General features: G+C 71.6%; 21 protein-coding genes. 14 read left to right on the forward strand and 7 right to left on the reverse strand.

All coding sequences use genetic code 11. From position 1 onward, the window contains the following. The first annotated feature begins 1 nt into the window (after position 1). A complete protein-coding gene (cobT, locus tag OG738_RS44475; RefSeq protein WP_329050121.1) occupies positions 2-1,078 on the forward strand; it encodes a nicotinate-nucleotide--dimethylbenzimidazole phosphoribosyltransferase in 1,077 nt (358 codons plus the stop codon). A 69-nt stretch (positions 1,079-1,147) separates the two neighbouring features. On the opposite strand, the gene OG738_RS44480 is transcribed toward cobT, so the two are convergent. Continuing rightward, positions 1,148-2,251, reverse strand: a complete 1,104-nt coding sequence (locus OG738_RS44480) for a branched-chain amino acid aminotransferase (RefSeq protein WP_329050122.1) — start codon at positions 2,249-2,251, stop codon at positions 1,148-1,150. Between the two features lie 96 nt (positions 2,252-2,347). On the opposite strand from OG738_RS44480, the gene OG738_RS44485 reads away from it, so the two are divergent. Next, positions 2,348-2,650, forward strand: a complete 303-nt coding sequence (locus tag OG738_RS44485) for a hypothetical protein (RefSeq protein ID WP_329050124.1) — start codon at positions 2,348-2,350, stop codon at positions 2,648-2,650. Here OG738_RS44485 and OG738_RS44490 read toward each other — a convergent pair. Then, complete coding sequence (locus OG738_RS44490; RefSeq protein ID WP_329050126.1) at positions 2,607-3,281, reverse strand: DUF402 domain-containing protein; 675 nt, start codon at positions 3,279-3,281, stop codon at positions 2,607-2,609. The genes OG738_RS44485 and OG738_RS44490 overlap by 44 nt on opposite strands. Next, positions 3,274-4,122 carry a hypothetical protein gene (locus tag OG738_RS44495; RefSeq protein WP_329050128.1) on the reverse strand — a complete coding sequence of 283 codons (849 nt, stop codon included), beginning with the start codon at positions 4,120-4,122 and terminating at the stop codon, positions 3,274-3,276. Before OG738_RS44495 ends, OG738_RS44490 begins: the two co-directional genes overlap by 8 nt. Before the next feature lie 109 nt (positions 4,123-4,231). Between OG738_RS44495 and OG738_RS44500 the strand changes: the two genes are divergently transcribed. Next, positions 4,232-5,731, forward strand: coding sequence for a leucyl aminopeptidase (locus OG738_RS44500; protein WP_329050129.1), 1,500 nt, complete (start codon positions 4,232-4,234; stop codon positions 5,729-5,731). Next, on the forward strand, positions 5,732-6,697 hold the full coding sequence (locus OG738_RS44505; RefSeq protein ID WP_329050131.1) for an SMI1/KNR4 family protein: 966 nt from the start codon (positions 5,732-5,734) through the stop codon (positions 6,695-6,697). Between the two features lie 173 nt (positions 6,698-6,870). Here OG738_RS44505 and OG738_RS44510 read toward each other — a convergent pair whose 3' ends face one another. Further along, positions 6,871-7,215 (reverse strand): oxidoreductase, encoded by a 345-nt coding sequence (locus tag OG738_RS44510; protein ID WP_329050133.1) that lies wholly within the window; start codon positions 7,213-7,215, stop codon positions 6,871-6,873. Positions 7,216-7,397: 182 nt separating this feature from the next. Here OG738_RS44510 and lpdA point away from each other — a divergent pair, with 182 nt between their 5' ends. The 5 genes from lpdA to lipB all read left to right on the forward strand — a co-directional run bounded on the left by lpdA (position 7,398) and on the right by lipB (position 12,948). Beyond that, positions 7,398-8,771 carry a dihydrolipoyl dehydrogenase gene (gene lpdA, locus OG738_RS44515; RefSeq protein WP_329050134.1) on the forward strand — a complete coding sequence of 458 codons (1,374 nt, stop codon included), beginning with the start codon at positions 7,398-7,400 and terminating at the stop codon, positions 8,769-8,771. Positions 8,772-8,826: 55 nt separating this feature from the next. After that, positions 8,827-10,614, forward strand: a complete 1,788-nt coding sequence (sucB, locus tag OG738_RS44520) for a 2-oxoglutarate dehydrogenase, E2 component, dihydrolipoamide succinyltransferase (protein WP_329050136.1) — start codon at positions 8,827-8,829, stop codon at positions 10,612-10,614. A 98-nt stretch (positions 10,615-10,712) separates the two neighbouring features. Beyond that, a complete protein-coding gene (locus tag OG738_RS44525; RefSeq protein ID WP_329050137.1) occupies positions 10,713-11,588 on the forward strand; it encodes a TIGR01777 family oxidoreductase in 876 nt (291 codons plus the stop codon). After that, entirely contained in the window at positions 11,585-12,208 is a 624-nt protein-coding gene (locus OG738_RS44530; RefSeq protein ID WP_329050139.1) for a phosphatase PAP2 family protein, read from the forward strand. The genes OG738_RS44525 and OG738_RS44530 overlap by 4 nt, the downstream gene beginning before the upstream one ends. Further along, positions 12,205-12,948: a lipoyl(octanoyl) transferase LipB gene (lipB, locus tag OG738_RS44535; protein WP_329050141.1), complete on the forward strand. Its 744-nt coding sequence runs from the start codon at positions 12,205-12,207 to the stop codon at positions 12,946-12,948. Before OG738_RS44530 ends, lipB begins: the two co-directional genes overlap by 4 nt. A 40-nt stretch (positions 12,949-12,988) precedes the next feature. Here the strand turns inward: lipB and OG738_RS44540 are convergent, their stop codons facing one another. Beyond that, positions 12,989-13,924, reverse strand: coding sequence for an LLM class F420-dependent oxidoreductase (locus tag OG738_RS44540; RefSeq protein ID WP_329050143.1), 936 nt, complete (start codon positions 13,922-13,924; stop codon positions 12,989-12,991). A gap of 5 nt (positions 13,925-13,929) precedes the next feature. Beyond that, a complete protein-coding gene (locus OG738_RS44545; protein WP_329050144.1) occupies positions 13,930-14,541 on the reverse strand; it encodes a TetR/AcrR family transcriptional regulator in 612 nt (203 codons plus the stop codon). A gap of 131 nt (positions 14,542-14,672) precedes the next feature. Here OG738_RS44545 and OG738_RS44550 point away from each other — a divergent pair, with 131 nt between their 5' ends. From OG738_RS44550 to lipA, 3 genes are read left to right on the forward strand one after another with little or no spacing between them, the layout of a single operon-like run. After that, on the forward strand, positions 14,673-15,194 hold the full coding sequence (locus tag OG738_RS44550) for a hypothetical protein (RefSeq protein WP_329050146.1): 522 nt from the start codon (positions 14,673-14,675) through the stop codon (positions 15,192-15,194). A gap of 18 nt (positions 15,195-15,212) precedes the next feature. Then, positions 15,213-16,163, forward strand: a complete 951-nt coding sequence (locus OG738_RS44555; RefSeq protein ID WP_329050148.1) for an oxidoreductase — start codon at positions 15,213-15,215, stop codon at positions 16,161-16,163. 25 nt (positions 16,164-16,188) lie between these two features. Continuing rightward, positions 16,189-17,190 (forward strand): lipoyl synthase, encoded by a 1,002-nt coding sequence (gene lipA / locus OG738_RS44560; RefSeq protein WP_329050150.1) that lies wholly within the window; start codon positions 16,189-16,191, stop codon positions 17,188-17,190. A gap of 71 nt (positions 17,191-17,261) precedes the next feature. On the opposite strand, the gene OG738_RS44565 is transcribed toward lipA, so the two are convergent. Further along, a complete protein-coding gene (locus OG738_RS44565; protein ID WP_329050152.1) occupies positions 17,262-18,221 on the reverse strand; it encodes a LysR family transcriptional regulator in 960 nt (319 codons plus the stop codon). A 70-nt stretch (positions 18,222-18,291) separates the two neighbouring features. Between OG738_RS44565 and OG738_RS44570 the strand changes: the two genes are divergently transcribed. Further along, a complete protein-coding gene (locus OG738_RS44570) occupies positions 18,292-19,161 on the forward strand; it encodes a patatin-like phospholipase family protein (protein ID WP_329050153.1) in 870 nt (289 codons plus the stop codon). Between the two features lie 105 nt (positions 19,162-19,266). After that, positions 19,267-20,478, forward strand: a complete 1,212-nt coding sequence (locus OG738_RS44575; protein ID WP_329050155.1) for a L,D-transpeptidase — start codon at positions 19,267-19,269, stop codon at positions 20,476-20,478. Positions 20,479-20,990 lie beyond the last annotated feature (512 nt).

Below are 20,990 nucleotides of genomic sequence, written 5' to 3' on the forward strand. Positions count from 1 at the left end.
TGTGGAGCCGGAAGACATCGAGTTCCCCGAGATCACCCCGCCCGACGACCACGCCCGTTCGGCCGCGATCGCGCTGCACGACAAGCTGGTCAAGCCGGCCGGGTCGCTCGGCAGGCTCGAAGAGCTGGGCGTCTGGATCGCCGCCTGCCAGGGCCAGTCGCCGCCGCGGCCGTTCACGCGGCCGCGGGTCGTCGTCTTCGCCGGTGACCACGGCATCGCCGCGAAGGGCGTCTCCGCCTATCCCGCCGAGGTCACCGCGCAGCTGCTGGGCACGATGCTGACCGGCGGCGCCGCGATCAACGTGCTGGCCGCCGCCGCGGGCGCGAGCGTGCGCGTGGTCGACATGGCCGTCGACACCGAAGCTCCCGCGACGCGCTCGATCGGCGAGCACAAGGTCCGCCGCGGTTCGGGCTCCATCGACGTCGAGGACGCCCTGACCGCCGACGAGGTCAAGGCCGCCGTCCGCGCCGGGGTCGCGATCGCCGACGCCGAGGTCGACGGCGGCGCGGACCTGCTCATCCCGGGCGACCTCGGGATCGGCAACAGCACGCCGGCGTCGGTGCTCGTCGCGGCGCTGACCGGCACCGAGCCGGTCGCGGTGGTCGGCCGCGGCTCCGGCATCGACGACGAGGCCTGGATGCGCAAGGCCACCGCGGTGCGCGACGCGCTGCGCCGGGCCCGCCCGGTCCTGGCCGACCCGGTCGCCCTGCTGCGCACGACGGCGGGCGCCGACATCGCGGCGATGGCCGGGTTCCTGGCCCAGGCCGCGGCCCGCCGGACGCCGGTGGTGCTGGACGGGCTCGTCGCGTGCGCCGCGGCCCTCGTCGCCGAAGACCTCGCGCCGGGCGCGCGCCGGTGGTGGGTAGCCGGGCAGCGGACCGCCGAGCCCGCCCACTCCCTGGCGTTGGAGCACCTGGACCTCGGCCCGCTGCTGGAGCTGGACGTCCGCCTCGGCGAAGGCACCGGCGCGGTGACGGCGTTGCCGCTGCTGATGATGGCCGCGCGCGTCCTCGCCGAAACCGCCACCCACGAGCAGGCCGGTGTCTCCGGGCCGGTCATCCCCGCCACCGCCACCTGATCCCGAACGCCGTGAAGGGCACCCTGATGGACGTGAAGTCCACGAGGGTGCCCTTCACGGCGTGGAGCTTCAGCCGAGCGGGACCATCCAGTGGTCGACGTCGGGGTGGGTGCCCTCCTGGATCCCCGTCAGCTCCTCGCGCAGCTTCATCGTCAGGGTGCCCGGCTGCCCGTCGGCGATCGTGAACTCGCCGCCCGCGTGCTTGACGTGCCCGACCGGCGTGATCACCGCCGCCGTGCCGCAGGCGAACGTCTCGGTCAGCTCACCCGAGGCCGACGCCTTCTCCCACTCGTCGGTGGAGATCCGCCGCTCCTCGACCTTGTACCCGAGCCGCGAAGCGAGCTGCAGCAGCGACTTGCGGGTGACGCCGGGCAGCAGCGAGCCGGTCAGCTCCGGCGTGACGACCCGGGCGTTCTCGCCGGAGCCGAAGACGAAGAACAGGTTCATCCCGCCCATCTCCTCGACCCAGCGCCGCTCCACCGCGTCCAGCCAGACCACCTGGTCGCAGCCCTTCTCCACGGCCTGCGCCTGGGCGACGAACGACGCCGCGTAGTTGCCGGCGCACTTCGCCGCGCCGGTGCCGCCGGGGGCCGCGCGCACGTACTCCGTCGACAGCCAGACGCTCACCGGCTTCACGCCGCCGCTGAAGTACGAGCCCGCCGGGGACGCGATGACCGTGTACAGGTAGTCGGCGGCCGGGCTGTTGACCCCGAGCCCGGTCGACGTCGAGATCATGAACGGACGCAGGTAGAGCGAATCCCCCTGGCGGGTGGGCACCCACCGGCCGTCGACGGCGATGAGCTCCCGCAGCGACTCGACGAAGACCTCCTCGGGCAGCTGCGGCATCGCGAGCCGCTCCGCCGACTGCCGGAACCGCACGGCGTTGGCGTCCGGGCGGAACGACGCGATCGAGCCGTCCGGCTGGCGGTAGGCCTTGAGGCCCTCGAAGATGGCCTGGCCGTAGTGCAGGACCGAGGTCGCCGGGTCGAGCGTGAAAGGCGCGTACGGGCCGACCTGCGCGTCGTGCCACCCTTCGGTCTTCGACCACTTGACGGTCACCATGTGGTCGGTGAAGTACAGCCCGAACCCGGGCTTCTCGAGTACCTCCGCGACACGGTCCGCGCTCGCAGGACTCGGGTGCGGGAGATGGGCGAACTGTGTCGTGGTCGTCATGGCTGGAGGATACCGCTTGGTCGGACGCGCGTTAGTCGGATGTCCCACTGTTCCGGCCTCCCCGCGGCCGAGCCGTGATGACCCTAGGATGACACCGTGACCTACCACTCCACGGAGCCGGTGCCCCGGCCCAAGACCGGCGGGGCCGACGTCAAGACGTTCGTCACCGCGGTGCTGCTGACCTTCGGCGTCGGCCTGCTCGGCATGGTCGGCTGGGCCGTGCTCAGCAGCGGCTTCGGCGGCTTCCTCGGCCTCGTCGCGGGCGTCTTCGGCATCGTGTGGTGGCGCAGCGTCCACGGCAAGGCGGTGTTCCCGAAGGTGATCCCGACGAAGTCGGTCGTCATCCTCGCGGTCGTCAACGCGGTGCTCGCGCTGATCCTCCTCCTGACCGCGGGCTGAGTTCCGCCAGCAGCCCCGCGGGCAGCTCGGGGGCCGGCCAGCCCGGATCCGGGCGGAAGTCGGTGTCCGTCCCGTCGAACGGGTAGGTGCCGCGCTCGGCCAGCGCGCCGATCCGCTCGCCCTCCGCGCGCAGCCGGTCGAGCTGCGCGCGCGTCAGGCGGCCGGCGTCGATCGCGACCTCGGCCTCGTCCTCGTCGTCCCAGCGCCAGGTGCCGTCCCGCTCGACGACGACGTCGAGCACGCCGTCGATGCGGTCCACCCCGGCCGGGGTCCGGCCGAGCGGGACCTCGAGGTTGACGTACCAGTTCGTGAACTGCCCGGTGGCGTCGAAGAACCACCACACCGACGACCATTCGTCGTCGGCGATGCGCCGCAGCGTGGACGTGCGGTGCCAGAAGTCCGCGACGGGCACGCGCGGGATGCGGAACCGCTGGTCCAGGGGCGCGTCCGCCAGGTGCCTGCCGTCCGCCAGCCTGCTGCCGACGATGGCGGTGCCCGCCGGGATCCAGGCGAGCAGGACGCGGCCGTCGTCTTCGAGGACGCGCAGCGGGTGGACCTGGCCGATCGAGCCGTCCGGGCGGTGGAACCGTTCGATCACGGTCTCCCCCGGCCGCCAGCGTCGATCACTCACGCGACCCACTGTACCGGCGCGCGCGTACGCCCAGTAGCAGCTCGATCACCGTCGCCAGCCCCGCGACGACGAGCACGGGCAGCGCCGGCAGGAAGTACGCGGCCACCGCGGCGACGGCGATCCCCGCCAGTCCTCGTACCCCAACGCGCTCGCGGACCTCGGTTCCGGCAGCGAGCGCGGGCACCACGGTCGCGACCACGGCGACGACCGTCAGCAACGGCTGCAGCGAGTCCGCGTCGGCGGCGGAAAGCAGGTCACGCAACGACGTCAGGGAAAGCCCGAGCCGGACGGAGCCGAGCTGGTACAGCGCGGCTAAGGCGGCCAGCACGGCGACCGCGGCGAGGAGCAGCACTCGCCGGCCCGCGCCCTCGCGCCCACCCGGGCGGAGGAACGGCAGGAAGACCACCGCGGCCACGAGCACCCCCGCGAAGTCCGGGGTCTGCAGGCCGCCCCCGGCCGTCGACACGGGCGGCACGGCCACGCACAGCGCGACCAGCACGAGCCCCGCGACGAGCAGGAGGCCACCCGCGGTCCGTACGACGATCGTCGGGATCTTCAGCCCGGCGAACCCCGCCCCGGCCACCACGACGACGAAGGCCGCGGCGGCGAGTTCGCGGTGTACGGGGAAGACGTAGGCGCCGAACGCGATCGCGTAGACGGTCACTTCGGCGAGCCGGGCGACGGCCACCACGACCCGGTCGACCAGGACGTCCCCCGGTTCCGGGACCCGCGTCGTCACGCCCGCGGCGACCGCCGCCAGCACCAGCCCGGCCAGCAGCCACCAGCCGGCCCCCGCCGCCCCGGCCGCCAGCGCCACCAGCAGCCCACCGCCCAGCCGCACGCGGCCCTCCCTCTCCCTCTGTTCACCCGTGGTCCGGTCGTCATTAGCATGGCTCACGATCCCGACCGGGCCGGCGCCCGGTACACCGTGAACGCGCGAGGAGCCAGAAGTGACCGTGCCTAAGCTCGCCCTGTCCGACAACACCGGGGAGGCACTGGCCAAGACGCGCGCCGACGTGGTCGTCATCGGCACCCTGGCCGGCGAGGACGGCCCGCTGCTCGCCACCGGCGCCGCCGCCGTGGACGCCGCCTTCGACGGCCGGCTCGCCGGGCTGCTCGCCACCCTCGGTGCCAGCGGCAAGGCCGAAGAGGTCGTCAAGATCCCGACGCTGGGCAAGCTGGCGGCCGGGGTCGTGCTGGCCGTCGGCCTGGGCAAGGAGGGCGACGCCGTCACCCCCGAGCAGGTCCGCCGCGCCGCCGGAGCGGCCGGCCGCGCGCTGGCCGGCACCGACCGCGCGTTCGTGACGCTGTCGGAGCTCGACCTGCAGGCCGCCGTCGAGGGCACGATCCTCGGCTCGTACGTCTTCACGGCGTACCGCTCGGAGAAGGGTGACGCGCCGGTCGCGAAGGTCGACTTCGCGACCCCGGGAACCGGCACCGCCCGCGAGCACAAGGCGACACTGAAGGCCGCGACCAGCATCGCCGAGGCCGTCCTCACCGCCCGCGACCTGATCAACACCCCGCCGAACGACCTCTACCCGGCCTCCTTCGCCGACCGCGCGAAGAAGCTGGCCGAGGACAACGGCCTCGAGTTCGAGGTCCTCGACGAGAAAGCGTTGAAGCGCAAGGGCTTCGGCGGCATCCTCGGCGTCGGCGGCGGCTCGTCGCGCCCGCCGCGGCTGCTGCGCCTGGCCTACCAGCCGGCCAAGGCCGCCAAGAAGGTCGCGCTGGTCGGCAAGGGCATCACGTTCGACTCCGGCGGCATCTCCCTCAAGCCCGCCGCGAACATGGACCACATGACCTCGGACATGTCCGGCGCGGCCGGCGTGCTCGCCTCGGTGGTGCTGGCGGCCAAACTCAAGTACCCCCTGGAAGTCGTCGCGCACATCCCGCTGGCGGAGAACCTGCCGTCGGGGACGTCGTACCGGCCGGGCGACGTGCTGACCATGTACGGCGGCAAGACCGTCGAGGTCCTCAACACCGACGCCGAGGGACGGCTCGTCCTGGTCGACGCGATGGTCCGCGCGGCCGAGGAGAACCCGGACTACCTGATCGAGACCTCGACGCTGACCGGCGCCCAGGTCGTCGCGCTCGGCAACCGCACCGCCGGCGTGATGGGCTCGGACGACTTCCGCGACCGCGTCGCCGCGATCATGCAGGCCACCGGCGAAAACGGCTGGGCGATGCCGCTGCCGGAGGAGCTGCGCGCCGACCTCGACTCGCGCCTGGCCGACCTGGCCAACGTGACGGGCCACCGCTGGGGCGGCATGCTGGCCGCCGGAATCTTCCTGCGCGAGTTCGTCGCCGACGGCCTCGACTGGGTCCACATCGACATCGCGGGACCGTCGTTCAACACCGGCTCGCCGTGGGGCTACACCGGCAAGGGCGGCACGGGCGTCCCGGTCCGGACGATCGCCGCGGTGCTGGCGGACATCGCCGCCAACGGCTGAGTGGAGCCCGGCGAATACCTCGAAGCGGCGGTCCGGGACGTCCTGACCGCCGCTTCGTCCACTGTGGACGACCAGGTCGGGTACGCCGCCCTGCTCCTCGCCGTCACCGGCGCCCTCGACGACGCCGACCGGCTGGTCGAGCAATGGCAGGCGCGGACGGAACGGCCGGTGGACGCGCTGTGCGCCGGCCCGGTCCGGGCCCGCGCGTGGGCGATGCTCTTCGAAGCCCGCGGCGGCCGTCCGGACTGGGCCGAGGGCCTCCCGCCACTCGACCTCGACGCCGAAGAGCGCGCGCACACGACGTTCCTGCGCCGCCCGGTCTCGGACCTCGACGGAGTGCTCCCGCCGGGGCCGGTCGCCGAGGTGGTCAAGCACGTCGCCCCGGCCCGCCCGGACCACGTTCGCACCGCCCTCGCCGACAGCGACCTCGCCCGGTGGGCCGAGCTGGCCGGGCCGCGGCCCGACGTCGCGGCGCTCGCCGCGACGCGTGCCCTGGCCCCCGCGCTGGTGGCCGGCGCCGACCCGCTGGGCCTGCGCGACTGGGCTTCCGGCTGCGCGGGCGCGCTGGTGGCGGCGCTGCACGAGCGGTACCCGCCGGACCTCGGCGGCTGGCCGGAGCTGGTCGCGGAGATCCTGCGCCTGCGCGGCGGCGGCACCGCCCCGCCCCCGGCGTCGGAGGCGGCGATCCGCTCGGCCGAGCTGCGGCTGGGCGTCGAGCTGCCCGCCGACCACCGCGAGTTCCTGCGCACCTGCGACGGCCTGCCCGCCGACGTCGTCTTCCCGCGCCTGCTGGGCACGGCCGACCTGCGCTCGGAGAACAACGTCGTGGTGCTGGCCGAACCGGCGGAGCTGCTGCTTTCGGGGTCCCACGTGATCGAGGTCGACCCGGTGCTCGGCACGACGGTCCACCCGTCCTTCCGCGCGGCGCTGGTCAAACACGCCACCCTGCTCGCCCAGGCGGGCTGACTCGTCCGGGTGCCCGGCCCGATCGCCGTGTCGTCCCCTCGAATCGCGTGTCGGCTGTCTGGTCACGCCCACTGTGCGCGCGACCGGACCGTTCCGTGCTCGGAGGGTCGACACGGTGCTTTCTCGCTGCGCGATCTGGCGGCTACGGCCGGTTCGCCGTCGAGACCGTCCTGTCAGACCTGGCCGCGCTTCTTCCGCTCGGTGTACTCGCGCATGCGCTTGGGGTAGCCGACCCGCGCGACCTCGTAGACCGGGATCGAGCGGCGGTGGCCGAACTGCTGGGCCGCCTCCAGGCTGCCGATCCGGCGCCGGGTCCATTCGCCGTCGTGGGCGATCAACACCACAGTGGTCTCGGTGACGTTCGTCTTCGGCTCGACGAACGCCTCGACACCCCGGCGCGAGGCCGCCCACTCGTCGAGGTGATGGGTGTCCTCGGAATTGGCTTTCCGCAGCGTGCCGGCCTTCTGCCCGCCCTTGGCGCGCCTGCGCAGGGAGTCGAACAACCCCACCGCGACCACCTTCCCTCCCGAGACTTTCCCCCCTCATTATCCCGATGTCCGCGTGTGGTCGGTGTCGCACACCCGGCTAGCTCGCAGCCTCCTCCGGCGTAGTGACAAGATGGCGGGTGTCGCGCGCGCGGTTATACCGGGCAGGGGCGACGACAGAGCACCACCCCACTGCTTGCCGAGGAGTTATTGAAGTGACCGACACCTCCGCCGACCTCGTGATCCTGGGAGGCGGATCGGGCGGCTACGCCGCGGCGTTCCGCGCGGCCGAGCTGGGCCTTTCCGTCACGTTGATCGAGAAGGACAAGCTCGGCGGGACCTGCCTCCACCGGGGCTGCATCCCGACCAAGGCCCTGCTGCACGCAGCCGAGGTCGCCGACGAAACCCGCGAAGCCGAGGCGGTCGGCGTCAAGGCCGTCTTCGAGGGCATCGACATCGCCGGGGTCAACAAGTACAAGGACGGCATCGTCGCCCGCCTGTACAAGGGCCTGCAGGGCCTGGCCAAGGCGCACAAGGTGAACCTCGTCGAGGGCAGCGGCACGTTCGTCGGCGGCACGACCGTCGAGGTGGACGGCACCCGCTACACCGGCAAGAACGTCATCCTCGCCACCGGCTCGTACTCGCGCACGCTGCCCGGGCTGGAGCTCGGCGGCCGCATCATCGCCAGCGAGCAGGCCCTCGCCCTCGACTACGTCCCCAAGAAGGTCGTCGTCCTCGGCGGCGGCGTGATCGGGGTCGAGTTCGCCAGCGTCTGGGCCTCCTTCGGCGTCGACGTCACCATCGTGGAAGCGCTGCCGCGGCTGGTCCCGAACGAGGACGAGTTCGCGTCCAAGCAGCTCGAGCGCGCTTTCCGCCGCCGCAAGATCGCCTTCAAGACCGGCGTGAAGTTCACCGGCGCGAAGCAGGACGACAACGGCGTGAGCGTCTCGCTGGAGTCCGGCGAGACGATCGACGCCGACCTGCTGCTGGTCGCCGTCGGCCGCGGGCCGAACTCGGCGGGCCACGGCTACGAGGAGAACGGCGTCAAGATCGAGCGCGGCTTCGTCCTCACCGACGAGCGGCTGCGCACCAACCTGCCGAACGTCTACGCGGTCGGCGACATCGTGCCGGGCCTGCAGCTCGCGCACCGCGGATTCCAGCAGGGCATCTTCGTCGCCGAGGAGATCGCCGGGCAGAACCCGCGCGTGATCGACGAGAGCGGCATCCCGCGAGTCACCTACTCCCACCCCGAGGTCGCGTCGGTCGGGCTGACCGAGTCGCAGGCGAAGGACAAGTACGGCTCCGACGTCACGACCTTCACCTACGACCTCGGCGGCAACGGCAAGAGCCAGATCCTCAAGACCTCCGGCGGGGTCAAGCTGGTCAAGGCCCCGGACGGCCCGGTCGTCGGGGTCCACATGGTCGGCGACCGCGTCGGCGAGCTGATCGGCGAAGCGCAGCTGATCTACAGCTGGGAGGCTTTCCCCGAAGACGTCGCGCCGCTCATCCACGCCCACCCCACCCAGACCGAGGCCCTCGGTGAAGCGTTCCTCGCCCTCGCGGGGAAGCCGCTGCACGTGCACAGCTGACGTCCCACCAGCAGAATCCAGACCACGCAGAACTTGGAAGAGGAGTCAGCGAACGATGGCCTACTCCGTCACATTGCCGGAGCTCGGGGAGAGCGTCACCGAAGGCACCGTCACCCGGTGGCTCAAGCAGGAGGGTGACACCGTCGAGGTCGACGAGCCGTTGCTCGAGATCTCGACCGACAAGGTCGACACCGAGGTTCCCTCCCCGGTGGCGGGCACGGTCGTGAAGATCAGCGCCGCCGAGGACGAGACGGTCGAGGTCGGCGCCGAGCTGGCCGTGATCGACGACGGTTCCGGCGGCGCGCCCGAGTCCGAATCGGACACAGCCCCGGCGCAGGAAGAGCAGAAGTCCGAGCCCGAGCCCGAGCAGCCGTCCGAGCCGGCGCCGCAGGAGCAGGACAGCGCCCAGGAGAGTGCGCCGAGCAAGCCGGACACCGCGCCGGCCGCCGGCGGCGAAGGCACCGAGGTGAAGCTGCCCGAGCTGGGCGAAAGCGTCACCGAGGGCACCGTCACGCGCTGGCTGAAGCAGGTCGGCGACTCGGTCGAGGTCGACGAGCCGCTGCTCGAGATCTCCACCGACAAGGTCGACACCGAGGTGCCGTCGCCGGTCGCCGGCACGGTGCTGGAGATCCGCGCGGGCGAGGACGAGACCGTCGAGGTCGGCGGCGTCCTGGCCGTGATCGGCGACGCGAACGCGGCCCCGAAGGCCGAGTCCGCGCCGGAGCCCAAGCCCGAGCCGAAGCCGGAACCCAAGCCGGAGCCGAAGCCCGAGCCGGTTCAGGAGTCGAAGCCCAAGCCCGAACCGAAGCCCGAGCCGCAGGCCGCTCCCGCGGCGAAAGCGGCCGAGTCGGCTCCGGCCGCCGCGGCGAAGGACGGTTCGGCGGACGGCCCGTACGTCACGCCGCTGGTCCGCAAGCTGGCGTCCGAGCACGGCATCGACCTCGCGTCGCTGACCGGCAGCGGCGTCGGCGGCCGGATCCGCAAGCAGGACGTGCTGGCCGCGGCCGAGGAGAAGCAGAAGGCGGCCGCCCCGGCTCCCGCCGCTGCTCCGGCAGCCGCTGCGGCCCCGTCGGCGCCGGCCGCGCGTCCGGCGGCCCCGGTGTCGCCGGAGCTGGCGGCGCTGCGCGGGACCGTGCAGAAGGCCAGCCGGATCCGCCAGATCACGGCCACCAAGACCCGCGAGTCGCTGCAGATCGCCGCGCAGCTCACGCAGGTCCAGGAGGTCGACGTCACGAAGATCGCCAAGCTGCGCCAGCGGGCGAAGGCGGCCTTCAAGGAGCGCGAGGGCGTCAACCTGACGTTCCTGCCGTTCTTCGCGAAGGCCACGGTCGAGGCGCTGAAGCAGCACCCGAACGTCAACGCGTCCTACAACGAGGACACGAAGGAGATCACCTACCACGGCGCCGTGCACCTGGGCATCGCGGTGGACACCGAGCGCGGGCTGCTCTCGGTCGTGATCCACGACGCGGGCGAGCTGAGCCTGGCCGGGCTCGCGCACCGGATCGCCGACCTGGCGGGCCGCGCGCGGTCGGGCCAGATCAAGCCGGACGAGCTGTCGGGCGGCACGTTCTCGATCACGAACATCGGCAGCGTCGGCGCGCTGTTCGACACGCCGATCATCGTGCAGCCGCAGTCGGGCATCCTCGGCACCGGCGCGGTCGTCAAGCGCCCGGTGGTCGTCGCCGACGCCGACGGCAACGACACGATCGCCGTCCGGTCGATGGCGTACCTGCCGCTGACCTACGACCACCGCCTGGTGGACGGAGCCGATGCGGGCCGCTTCCTGACGACGATCAAGCAGCGCCTGGAAGAGGGCAACTTCGAGGGCGAACTCGGCCTCTGAGGCACACCGGACGAAGGCCGCCACGGGACTTCCGTGGCGGCCTTCGCCGTTTCCGGGCCGGACGTGCGGGCGCGCAGCGGATGCGCAACGATCGGAGCATGCGAGTACTCATCGCCGGAGCGAGCGGCTTGATCGGGTCGGCGCTGCGCGACCGCCTGCTGCGCGAGGGCCACGAGGTCCGCCGGCTGGTGCGGCGCGAGGCGCGCGAAGGCGGCGAGTTCCGGTGGAACCCGCCGTCCGGCACCATCGCGAACGGCGCCTTCGAAGGCGTGGACGCCGTCGTGAACCTGGCCGGCGCGCCGCTGTTCCCCAGCCGGTGGAGCGCGATGCGCAAGCAGCAGCTCACCGACAGCCGCGTCGAGCCGACCGACGTGCTCGCCGAATCCGTCGCCGAGCACGGGATCGGCGTGCTCGTGAACGCTTCCGCCGTCGGGTACTACGGCCACACGCATGAGTCCATTGTGGACGAATCGGGGCCGCGCGGCCGCGGCTTCCTCGCCGAACTCTGCGAAGCGTGGGAAGCGGCGACGTCGGGCGCGGGCGACGCGCGTGTCGTGCGCATCCGGACCGGGCTGGTCCTTTCGGCGAAGGGCGGCCTGTACGGCACGCTCCGCCCGCTCTTCCAGCTGTGCCTGGGCGGGCGCCTCGGCAGCGGCCGCCAGTACATGTCGTGGATCGCCCTCGAGGACGAGGTGGGCGCGATCGTCCACGCCCTCACCCACGACGACCTGACCGGCCCGGTGAACCTGACCGGCCCGGACCCGGTGACCAACGCCGAGTTCACCCGCGCCGTCGGCCGGGCCCTGCGCCGGCCCGCGCCGTGGTGGGTGCCCGGCATCGCGCTCAAGACCGTGCTCGGCCAGGCCGGCGAGGAGATGGCGCTGTTCGGCCAGCGGGCCGTCCCGGCCGCGCTGGAACGGTCCGGCTACGTGTTCCGGCACCGGACCCTCGACAGCGCGCTCGCCGCGGCATGAGCGTCCCGCTGCAACGCTGGCTCGTCGTCGGGGCGGTCCTCGCCGCCGCGTTCGTCGTGCTCGGCCTGAGCGTGGCGCGGCAGCCACTGACCCTGGACGTCGAAGTCGCGAACGCGCTTCGCGGCGTGTACGCGGAGCCGCTCGGCCGGGTCGCGCAGGCCGGGAGCGACGTGCTCGGGCCGGTCCTCCCCTTCGTCCTCGGCGCCGGGCTGCTCGCGCTGGCGCTGCGCCGCCGCGGGCACCTCGGGCTGTTCGTGCGGCTCGGCGTCGTGCTGGTGCTGTGCCGGCTGACGAGCCTGGTGTTCAAGCCGCTCTTCCTGCGGGCGCGCCCGCGCGACTACCCGGACCTGAGCTACCCGAGCGGGCACGTCGTGTCGGTGGCGAGCACGGGGTTCGTGCTGCTCCTGCTCTGCGCGTGGTTGTGGCCGCGGCTGGTCCGCCGGGTGGCGGTGGCGGTGGTCGTGGCGACCGTGCTGTCCGCCGTCTGCCGCGTCGTGCTGGGCGTGCACTGGGTCACCGACACGATCGGCGCAGTGCTCGCGGTGACCGGTGTCGGGCTGCTCTCGGCGTGCGCCTTGCGGCTGCTTCCCCCGGGTGACGGGCGTAGCCTCGACGGGTGAGTTCTTCCCGCACCTCCTGCCGCGCCAGCACCGAGCCCGTCGACGTCCGGGAGCTCGGCACGATCGACTACACCGAAGCCTGGGAGCTCCAGCGGAGCCGGCTGACCGAGCGCGCCGACGGCACCGCGCCCGACACGATGTTCCTGCTGCAGCACCCGTCGGTGTACACCGCGGGCAAGCGCACGGAGCCCGCCGACCGCCCGGCCGACGGCACGCCGGTGATCGACGTCGACCGCGGCGGCAAGATCACCTGGCACGGCCCGGGCCAGCTGGTCGGCTACCCGATCGTGAAGCTCGGCGACCCGATCGACGTCGTGCACTACGTGCGGCGGCTGGAGGAAGCGCTGATCCACGTGTGCGACTCCCTCGGCGTGCACAGCGGCCGCGTCGAGGGCCGCAGCGGCGTGTGGATCCCGGCCGACGACCGCGGCATCGAGCGCAAGATCGCGGCGATCGGCATCCGCGTCCAGCGCGGCGTGACGATGCACGGCTTCGAGCTGAACTGCAACGCCGACCTGAAGGCGTTCGACGCGATCGTGCCGTGCGGCATCCGCGACGCGGGCGTGACGTCCCTGTCGTACGAGCTGCAGCGCGACGTCAGCGTGGAGGCCGTGCTCCCCCTGGCCCGCGACGCGGTCCTCGCGGCGCTGGAAGGCGAGCTGCCGGTGAGCGAGGACCGCTGGCTCGCCCGGCCGCAAGCCCCGCAGGCTCCCGGCGTCACCTTCGCGCTCCAGAACTGACGGAACCGGGCGCCTCCTGCGGGAGGCGCCCCGTCCGCGTTCAGTCCAGCTGCGGGGCGACCTCGGAAGCGATCAGGTCGATCTGGTCCAGGTCCGAGAGGTCCAGCAGCTGCAGGTAGACGCGGGTGATCCCGGTCTTCTCGCGCCACTGCCCGATCCGGTCGACGACCTCGGCGGGCGTCCCGGCCAGGCCGTTCGCCCGCAGTTCGGTGCCGTCGCGGCCGACGGCCGACGCCCGCTGCTCGACCTCCGCGTCGGAGCGGCCGACGGCGATGGTCAGCGCCACCGAGCGCAGGATCTCCTTGGGGTCGCGGCCGATCTCGGCCGCCGCCGCGTCGACGCGGGCGAACTGCGCGGCCGCCGTCTCGGCGTCGGCGAACGGCAGGTTGAACTCGTCCGCGAACCGCGCCGCCAGCTGCGGGGTGCGCTTCTTGCCCCCACCGCCGACGATCACCGGCGGGGCCGGGGACTGCGCGGGCTTCGGCAGGCCCGGCGAGTCCGTCAACGTGTAGTACTGGCCGGCGAAGGAGAACGTCGAGCCCGCCGGCGTCTTCCACAGCCCGGTGATGACCTCGAGCTGCTCGGCGTAGCGGTCGAACCGCTCCTTCAGCGGCGGCAGCGTGAGGCCGTACGCCTCGTGCTCGGCGTCGTACCAGCCGGAGCCGAGGCCGAACTCGACGCGGCCGCCGGACATCTGGTCGACCTGCGCCACGGAGATCGCCAGCGGACCCGGGTGCCGGAACGTCGCCGCGGTGACGAGCGTGCCGAGCCGGATCCGGCTGGTCTCGCGGGCCAGGCCGGCGAGGGTGATCCAGGCGTCGGTCGGGCCCGGCAGGCCGTCGGCGGAGCCCATCTTCAGGTAGTGGTCGCTGCGGAAGAAGGCGTCGTAGCCGGCGGCTTCGGTCGCTTTGGCGACGCGCAGCAGGTCGTCGTAGCTGGCCCCCTGCTGGGGCTCGGTGAAGATCCTCAAGTCCACGAAGATCAGCCTATCGAGACGTCGGGCTCCGTGCGCCGCAGCCGTACCAGCATGCGGACGATGACGTCCTCGATCTCGGCGCCGACCTTCTTCGGGTCCGGCGAGCTGGCGATCTCGGTCGCCGCGCTCGACAGCGCGCCGAACAGCAGCCGCGCGGTGACCTCGACCGGCACCGGCTCGACCTCGCCCGCGTCGATCAGCGACTGCAGGCCGGTCCGGACGAGCCCGAAGCTGCACCGCTCCTCGGCTTCGCGCCAGCGTTCCCAGCCCATGACGACCGGCGCCTCGTGGATGGCGATCCGCTGGTAGGCGGGGTCGAGGCAGGCGCGGATGAAGGCGTTGAGCCCGCCGAGGGCGCGTTCCCACGGCGAGCCGTCGCCGTGCATGATCTTGTCGAGGCGGTCGTAGACGAGGCTTTCCACCTGGTCGAACGCGGCCTCGAAGAGCGCCTGCTTGCCGCTGAAGTGGTGGTAGAGCGCACCCTTCGTGACCCGGGCACGTTTGGCGACCTCGTCGAGCGAGGTACCCGCGTAACCGCGTTTGGTGAACAGTTCCACCGCGCTGTCGACCAGCGCCGACCGCGTCGACTCCGAGTAGTCGAGTCGTCTGGACCTCATTGTCGCCACCTTCACAACCTTACGCCCGGAGGATCTCTCCATACTCATGGTATGTTCGCTTCGTCAGGTCCGTACCGGGAGTATGCCGCAGACCCGCGGTATGACCCGGACCACGGAAGGGGAGCCCCACCATGAGCTGGACAGACTTCTACCGACGTCAGGAAATCCTCGACGCCACGGTCCGCCTGGCCGCCCGGAACCCGGGCGCGCCGCTGCCGCTCGACGAGGTCCCCGGTGCCGAAGAGCACTTCGGCACCGAGGAGAACGTCCTGCTGGCGCTGCAGTACCAGTGGACGCGGACGCTGAGCGGCCGTCTGCGCGCCGAGGTCACCGACCCGGACGACGCCGACGGCCTCGGCGACCACGTCGACGCCGTCACCCGCGCGTGGCGCTCCGCCGCCGAAGAGCACGAGACGCTGCGCGCGGTGCTCGACGGGGCTTACGAGCGGCACGCGTCGCTGCGCAGGATGCACGAAGGCGAGCTGCGGATGCTCGCCGTCACGGCCGGGCTGGCCGACCCGCGCGAGCCGGCCGAAGAGATCGTCAAGGTCGGTTACGCGCTCGAGGCGTTGCTGCGCACGAGCCGCGAAGAGCCCGCTCGCCGCCGTCCCGTGCTGGGACACCTGCGGCGCCTGCTCGCGCCCTCGGCGTGAACAGGGTTTAGTAAGCACATGACGGAGCGCTGGACCGAAGCCGACATCCCCGACCAGACCGGCCGCACCGTGCTGGTCACCGGGGCGAACTCGGGGCTCGGGCTGCGTACCGCCGAGGTGCTCGCGGGCAAGGGGGCTCGCGTGCTCCTCGCCTGCCGCTCCGCCGAACGCGGGGCGAAGGCACTGGACATCGTCAAGACGGCCGCCGCGGGCGCCGAGCCCGAGCTCATCCCACTGGACCTGAGCGAGCTCGCCTCGGTGCGCGCGGCCGCCGCGTCGGCCCGGGAGCTGACCGGTGACGCTTTGGACGTCCTGGTCAACAACGCCGGCGTGATGGCGACCGCCCGCGGCCGCACCGCCGACGGCTTCGAGCTGCAGTTCGGCACCAACTACCTGGGCCACGCGGCGCTGACGTGGCTGCTGATGCCCGCCCTCCGCGGCGGGACGCGCGCCCGGGTCGTCACGCTCTCGAGCCTCGCCGCCACCGGCGCGCGCATCCACCTCGACGACCCGAACGGCGATCACCGCCGCTACAACGCGGCCGCCGCGTACGGCCAGTCGAAGCTCGCCGACCAGGTGTTCGCGGTCGAGCTGGACCGGCGCCTGCGCGCGGCCGGCTCGGACGTCCTCAGCGTCGCCGCCCATCCGGGGTACACCGCGACCGGGCTCGGCAGCGGCATGGCGCGGTCGTACTCGAACCCGGTGGTCCGTTCCCTGATCGCCGGCGGCCACCGCCTCGGCGAGATCCTGTTCGCCCAGAGCACCCGCATCGGCGCCCTCCCCCAGCTCTACGCGGCGACGGCCGACGACGTCGAAGGCGGCGGTTACTACGCCCCACGCGGCGTCGGCCACCTGCGGGGACATCCGGCTGCCGTACCGACGCTGACCGCCGCGCGCAGCGAGTCGCTGGGCTCCGCGCTGTGGGATCTGACCGCAAAGCTGACGGGCGTCACCCCCGATCCCGCGTAGCCCGGACGGGCGTACGGTTGAAGCCGTGAGTGCTGCGCCTGAAGGCCGGAAGCTGCTGCGTCTGGAAGTTCGCAACAGTGAGACGCCGATCGAGAAGAAGCCGCCGTGGATCAAGACGCGGGTGCGGATGGGGCCGGAGTTCACCGAGCTCAAGGGTCTCGTGCGCCGCGAGGGTCTGCACACCGTCTGCGAAGAGGCGGGCTGCCCCAACATCTACGAGTGCTGGGAAGACCGCGAGGCCACGTTCCTGATCGGTGGTGATCAGTGCACCCGGCGGTGTGATTTCTGTCAGATCGACACGGGTAAGCCTGCCGAGCTGGACCGCACGGAGCCGCGGAAGGTGGCGGAGTCGGTGCAGGCGATGGGGCTGCGGTATTCGACGGTCACCGGTGTCGCGCGCGATGACCTCGACGATGGTGGTGCGTGGCTGTATGCCGAGACCGTGCGGGAGATTCATGCGTTGAACCCGGGTACGGGTGTGGAGTTGCTGATTCCGGACTTCAATGCCGATCGGGAGCAGTTGGCGGAGGTGTTCGGGTCGCGGCCGGAGGTGCTGGCGCACAATGTGGAGACGGTGCCGCGGATTTTCAAGCGGATCCGTCCTGGTTTCCGGTATGCGCGGTCGTTGGAGGTCATCACGGCGGCGCGTGCGGCCGGTTTGGTGACGAAGTCGAATCTGATTCTGGGCATGGGCGAGACGCCGGATGAGGTGGCTCCGGCGATGCAGGATCTGGTCGACGCGGGCTGTGAGATCTTGACGATCACGCAGTATCTGCGTCCGTCTGCTCGGCATCATCCGGTGGATCGGTGGGTGAAGCCGGAGGAGTTCGTCGAGCATTCGCAGGCTGCGGAGGCGATGGGCTTCGCGGGTGTGATGGCGGGTCCGCTGGTCCGCTCGTCCTACCGCGCGGGACGCCTGTACGCCCAGACGAAAGCCCACCGCGGCGAAGTCCTGCCCGAGAACCTTGCCCACCTGGCCGTCGAAGGCCCGGCCGCGCAGGAAGCGGCGTCGCTGCTGGCTCGGTGACACACGCCACCCCACCCTCCTTAAAGGATCGGTAAAGTTGGCCCTGGTTTCGGGCCTCCTCGTCATGCCGCCTAGCGAGCAGGCGCCAGCTCGTTTCCGGAATGCTCACGGCACCAGCGCGCAAAGTGCGGATTCCGTTGCCGGGACGCCGAATGCGCGACTTTCGCGCACCGGAACACCTGCTCGGTGACCGGGGTGCGGGCGTCGTCCTCGCGCGTCGCGAACAGCAACGTCGTCCAGAGCGGGTCGCCGGCGAGCGGCAGCGCGACGAGTCCTCGCGGCGGCGCCGAAGCCGCCTGTGCGAGGCAGACGGCGCCCTGCGCGATCAGCGTCCCCGCGGTGCCCGCTTCCGACGTGAAGTGCCGCACGCGCGGGCTGAACCCGGCGGCCGCGCACGCCTGCAGGAACCGCACGCGCACGCAGTTTTCGGGTGGTGGCGGCAGGATCCAGTCGGAGCCGGCCAGGTCGGCGAGGTCCACGACGTCGTCGCGGATGGCCGGGTGCCCCTCGGCGATGCCGACGAAGATCGGCTCGGTGGCGAGCGTCCGGACGCTCAGTCCCGCGAAGTGGTGCGCCTCGGTGCCGTCGAACCGTTCGAGCAGCGCGACGTCGACGCGGCCCGTCGCGAGCAGCTTGAGCAGGGTCAGCGACGCGGGCTCGGCGTACGTCTGGACGTCGAGGTCCAGCTCCCCCAGCTCCTCGATGAACCGGCCGATGACGAGCAGCGGCACGTACCCGATCTTGAGCGTTTCGGCGGCGCCTTCGCCGTGGCGCCGCGCGGAAGCGACGAGGGCCTGCATGTCGGACAGCAGCGCGTCGGCGCGGGCGAGCACGAACCGGCCGAGGTCGGTCGGGCGCACCCCGCTGGGGCCGCGGACGAACAGGTCGCCGCCGAGGATCCGCTCGATCCGCTTGAGCTGCGCGGTGAGCGCGGGCTGGCTGACGCCGAGGACGGTCGCGGCGCGGCTCACGCTGCCGCCGTCCGCGACGGCGCGGACGGCCCTGAGATGCCGCAGCTCCAGCTCGGCCACGCCCAGCAGGCTAACGCCGTCTTCCCGGCCGACACGACCTGCGAAAGTCGGGCTTACTACATTCGGCGGTATGAGTCTCGCGGATCTTCCCCGGCCGGTCGGGTTCGTCCTCGGCGGGGGCGGCAGCCTCGGCGCCATGCAGGTCGGCATGCTGCGCGCGCTCGCCGAAGCCGGCGTCACGCCGGACCTGGTGGCGGGCACGTCGGTCGGGTCGCTGAACGCGGCGGTGCTGGCGCTGCCCGGCGACGACGCTTTGGCCCGCCTGCACGGCATCTGGGCGCACATGACGCGCGCCGAGGCGTTCCCCGGCGGCGTGCTGAGCCGCGTCCGGACGCTGACGCAGAGCAAGACGCACCTGTTCCCCAACAGCGGCCTGACGACGATCATCGCCGACCACGTCGGCGCCGAAACCCGCTTCGAAGACCTCGCGCTGCCACTCGGGGTCGTCACGACGCAGGTCGACACGGCCGAGCCGTTGCTGATCCGGTCCGGGCCGCTCCTGGCGCCGCTGCTGGCCAGCTGCGCGATCCCGGGGATCTTCCCGCCGGTGGAGCACGACGGGCGGTTGCTCTACGACGGCGGGCTCGTCGCGAACGTCCCGATGCGCCAGGCGCTGGCGATGGGCGCGAAGTCGCTGGTGGTGCTCGACTGCGCGTTCCCCGGGAAGCTGCCGGACGCACCGCGGACGTTCGCCGAGGTGATGATGTACACCGCGATGATCAGCATGCGGAACCAGGCGGTGCTGGAGGCGCCGGCGGCGGCCGACCAGGTGCCGGTGGTGTACCTGCCCGGACCGGCGCCGGTGCGTGTGAACCCGCTCGACTTCGGGCACACCGAAGGACTGGCTGAAGAGGCGTATTCGGCCGCTCGGGAGTTCCTCGACGGGATCTCGGTCAGCGGGCCGGGACTGTACGGGGCACCGGGCCTCGTCGTCACGTGATCCGCGTCACGCCGATGCACCGATCCGCCCGGAAGAACGTCATCGCTATCGCGTAGTTTTGATGACGAATGCCCGCCGACCCCAATTCCCCAAAAAAGAGACAATATGCTCCCCAAGAAGATTTTACTTTCGGTGGCCGGAATCCTCGCCGGAGCACTGCTGATTTCCGCCTGCTCGTCCGGTGACGACGGCGGCACACCCGGCGGTGGGGCGCCCGCGTCCGGTTCCGCGTCGGCCTCCACGACCCCGGTCGCGGTGTCGTTCGAGCCCGCGGGCGGCTCGGGGGTGAGCCCGGCGACACCCGTCGTCGTCAAGGCCGCCAACGGGAAGCTCCTCGACGTCACGGTGACCAACACCGTGAAGGGGACAAAGGTCGGCGGCAAGCTCGCCGCCGACGGGGCCAGCTGGACGTCGACCGAGCCGCTCGGCTACGGCGCGACGTACAAGATCGTCGCCCACGCCCAGGGCGCCGACGGGAAGGCGGTCGAGCAGGACAACCAGATCAGCACGATCGCGCCGAAGAAGCAGGCGAACGCCAACCTGATCCCGGCGCCGGCCGCGGGGGCGAGCACGGGTGTCGGCGTGGGCCAGCCGATCGTGTTCAGCTTCGGGAAGATCGCCGTGAAGAACAAGGCGGCGGTGGAGAAGGCCCTGACGGTGGAGTCGACGCCGAAGCAGGAGGGCAGCTGGTACTGGATCGACGACTCTAACGTCCACTACCGGCCGAAGGAGTACTGGAAGGCCGGCACGACGCTGAAGGTGTCGGCGAAGATATACGGTGTCGACTTCGGCAACGGCGTCTTCGGTGCGGAGGACCGCACGGAGACGTACAAGGTGCACGATTCCTGGATCGCGAAGGCGGACGGGAACAGCGAACAGATGCAGATCTTCCACAACGGCGCGATGGTCAAGTCGATGCCGATCTCGATGGGCAAGGACGCGACGCCGACCCACCTCGGCGCCCACGTCATTTCGGACAAGCAGGCCAACTACACGATGGACTCGTGCACGTACGGCGTCTGCCCGCCCGACCCGAAGGCGTACCGCTCCAACGAGAAGTTCTCCGAGCGGATCTCGAACGACGGCGAGTTCGTCCACGAGAACCCGAACAGCGTGGGGCAGCAGGGAAGTTCGAACGTGTCCCACGGGTGCATCAACCTGAACGGCGCGAACGCCCAGTGGTTCTTCCAGAACATGGGCCTCGGTGACGTGGTCGAGGTGACGAACTCCGGCGGCCCGCAGCTCCCGGTGTGGGACCTGTACGGCGACTGGACCAAGTCCTGGGCCGACTGGCAGGCCGGCTCCGCCCTGAAGTAGTTCTCTTTTGCTCCCGAAGGGGGCCAGGAGCTCCGCTCCTGGCCCCCTTCTTCATGCCCACTCACTCCCGGCACCCGAGCCGACCCTCCAGGTCCGCGAGTCGACGGTCTGGGTAAGCGAGTCGACTCCTCAATCACGCGAGTCGACCTTCCAATCACGTGTGATGCCTCTCCAATCACGTGTGATGCCCCTTCAGTCACGTGTGATGCCCCTTCAGTCACGCGAGATCCCGCTTCAATCACACGAGTTCCGGCTCCGATCACGCGAGTCACGTGCTCGAGCACGCCGGCGGAGTTCGTTCGAGCGGCTGGCTCGCGTACCCAGAGAGTCGGTTCGCGTGCCTGGAAGGTGGGCTCGGTGTGTTCTGGGAGGCATCACGTGTGTCTGGCGAGGCATCATGCGTGATTGGAGGGGCATCACGCGTGATTGGAGGGGCGACACGGCCGGATTTGGGTATGAGAAAAGGCCCCGGGAGAACCAGCAGGTTCTCGACCGGGGCCTTCCCCAACGTG

The sequence above is a fragment of the Amycolatopsis sp. NBC_01488 genome, assembly GCF_036227105.1.
GTDB lineage: Bacteria > Actinomycetota > Actinomycetes > Mycobacteriales > Pseudonocardiaceae > Amycolatopsis.

Coding starts and splice junctions, on each gene's coding strand:
- OG738_RS44480 (WP_329050122.1), bottom strand. CDS start 2,251: ATGACGACCACGACACAGTTCGCCCATCTCCCGCACCCGAGTCCTGCG.
- sucB (WP_329050136.1), top strand. CDS start 8,827: ATGGCCTACTCCGTCACATTGCCGGAGCTCGGGGAGAGCGTCACCGAA.
- OG738_RS44525 (WP_329050137.1), top strand. CDS start 10,713: ATGCGAGTACTCATCGCCGGAGCGAGCGGCTTGATCGGGTCGGCGCTG.
- OG738_RS44530 (WP_329050139.1), top strand. CDS start 11,585: ATGAGCGTCCCGCTGCAACGCTGGCTCGTCGTCGGGGCGGTCCTCGCC.
- OG738_RS44545 (WP_329050144.1), bottom strand. CDS start 14,541: ATGAGGTCCAGACGACTCGACTACTCGGAGTCGACGCGGTCGGCGCTG.
- OG738_RS44550 (WP_329050146.1), top strand. CDS start 14,673: ATGAGCTGGACAGACTTCTACCGACGTCAGGAAATCCTCGACGCCACG.
- OG738_RS44555 (WP_329050148.1), top strand. CDS start 15,213: ATGACGGAGCGCTGGACCGAAGCCGACATCCCCGACCAGACCGGCCGC.
- OG738_RS44570 (WP_329050153.1), top strand. CDS start 18,292: ATGAGTCTCGCGGATCTTCCCCGGCCGGTCGGGTTCGTCCTCGGCGGG.
- OG738_RS44575 (WP_329050155.1), top strand. CDS start 19,267: ATGCTCCCCAAGAAGATTTTACTTTCGGTGGCCGGAATCCTCGCCGGA.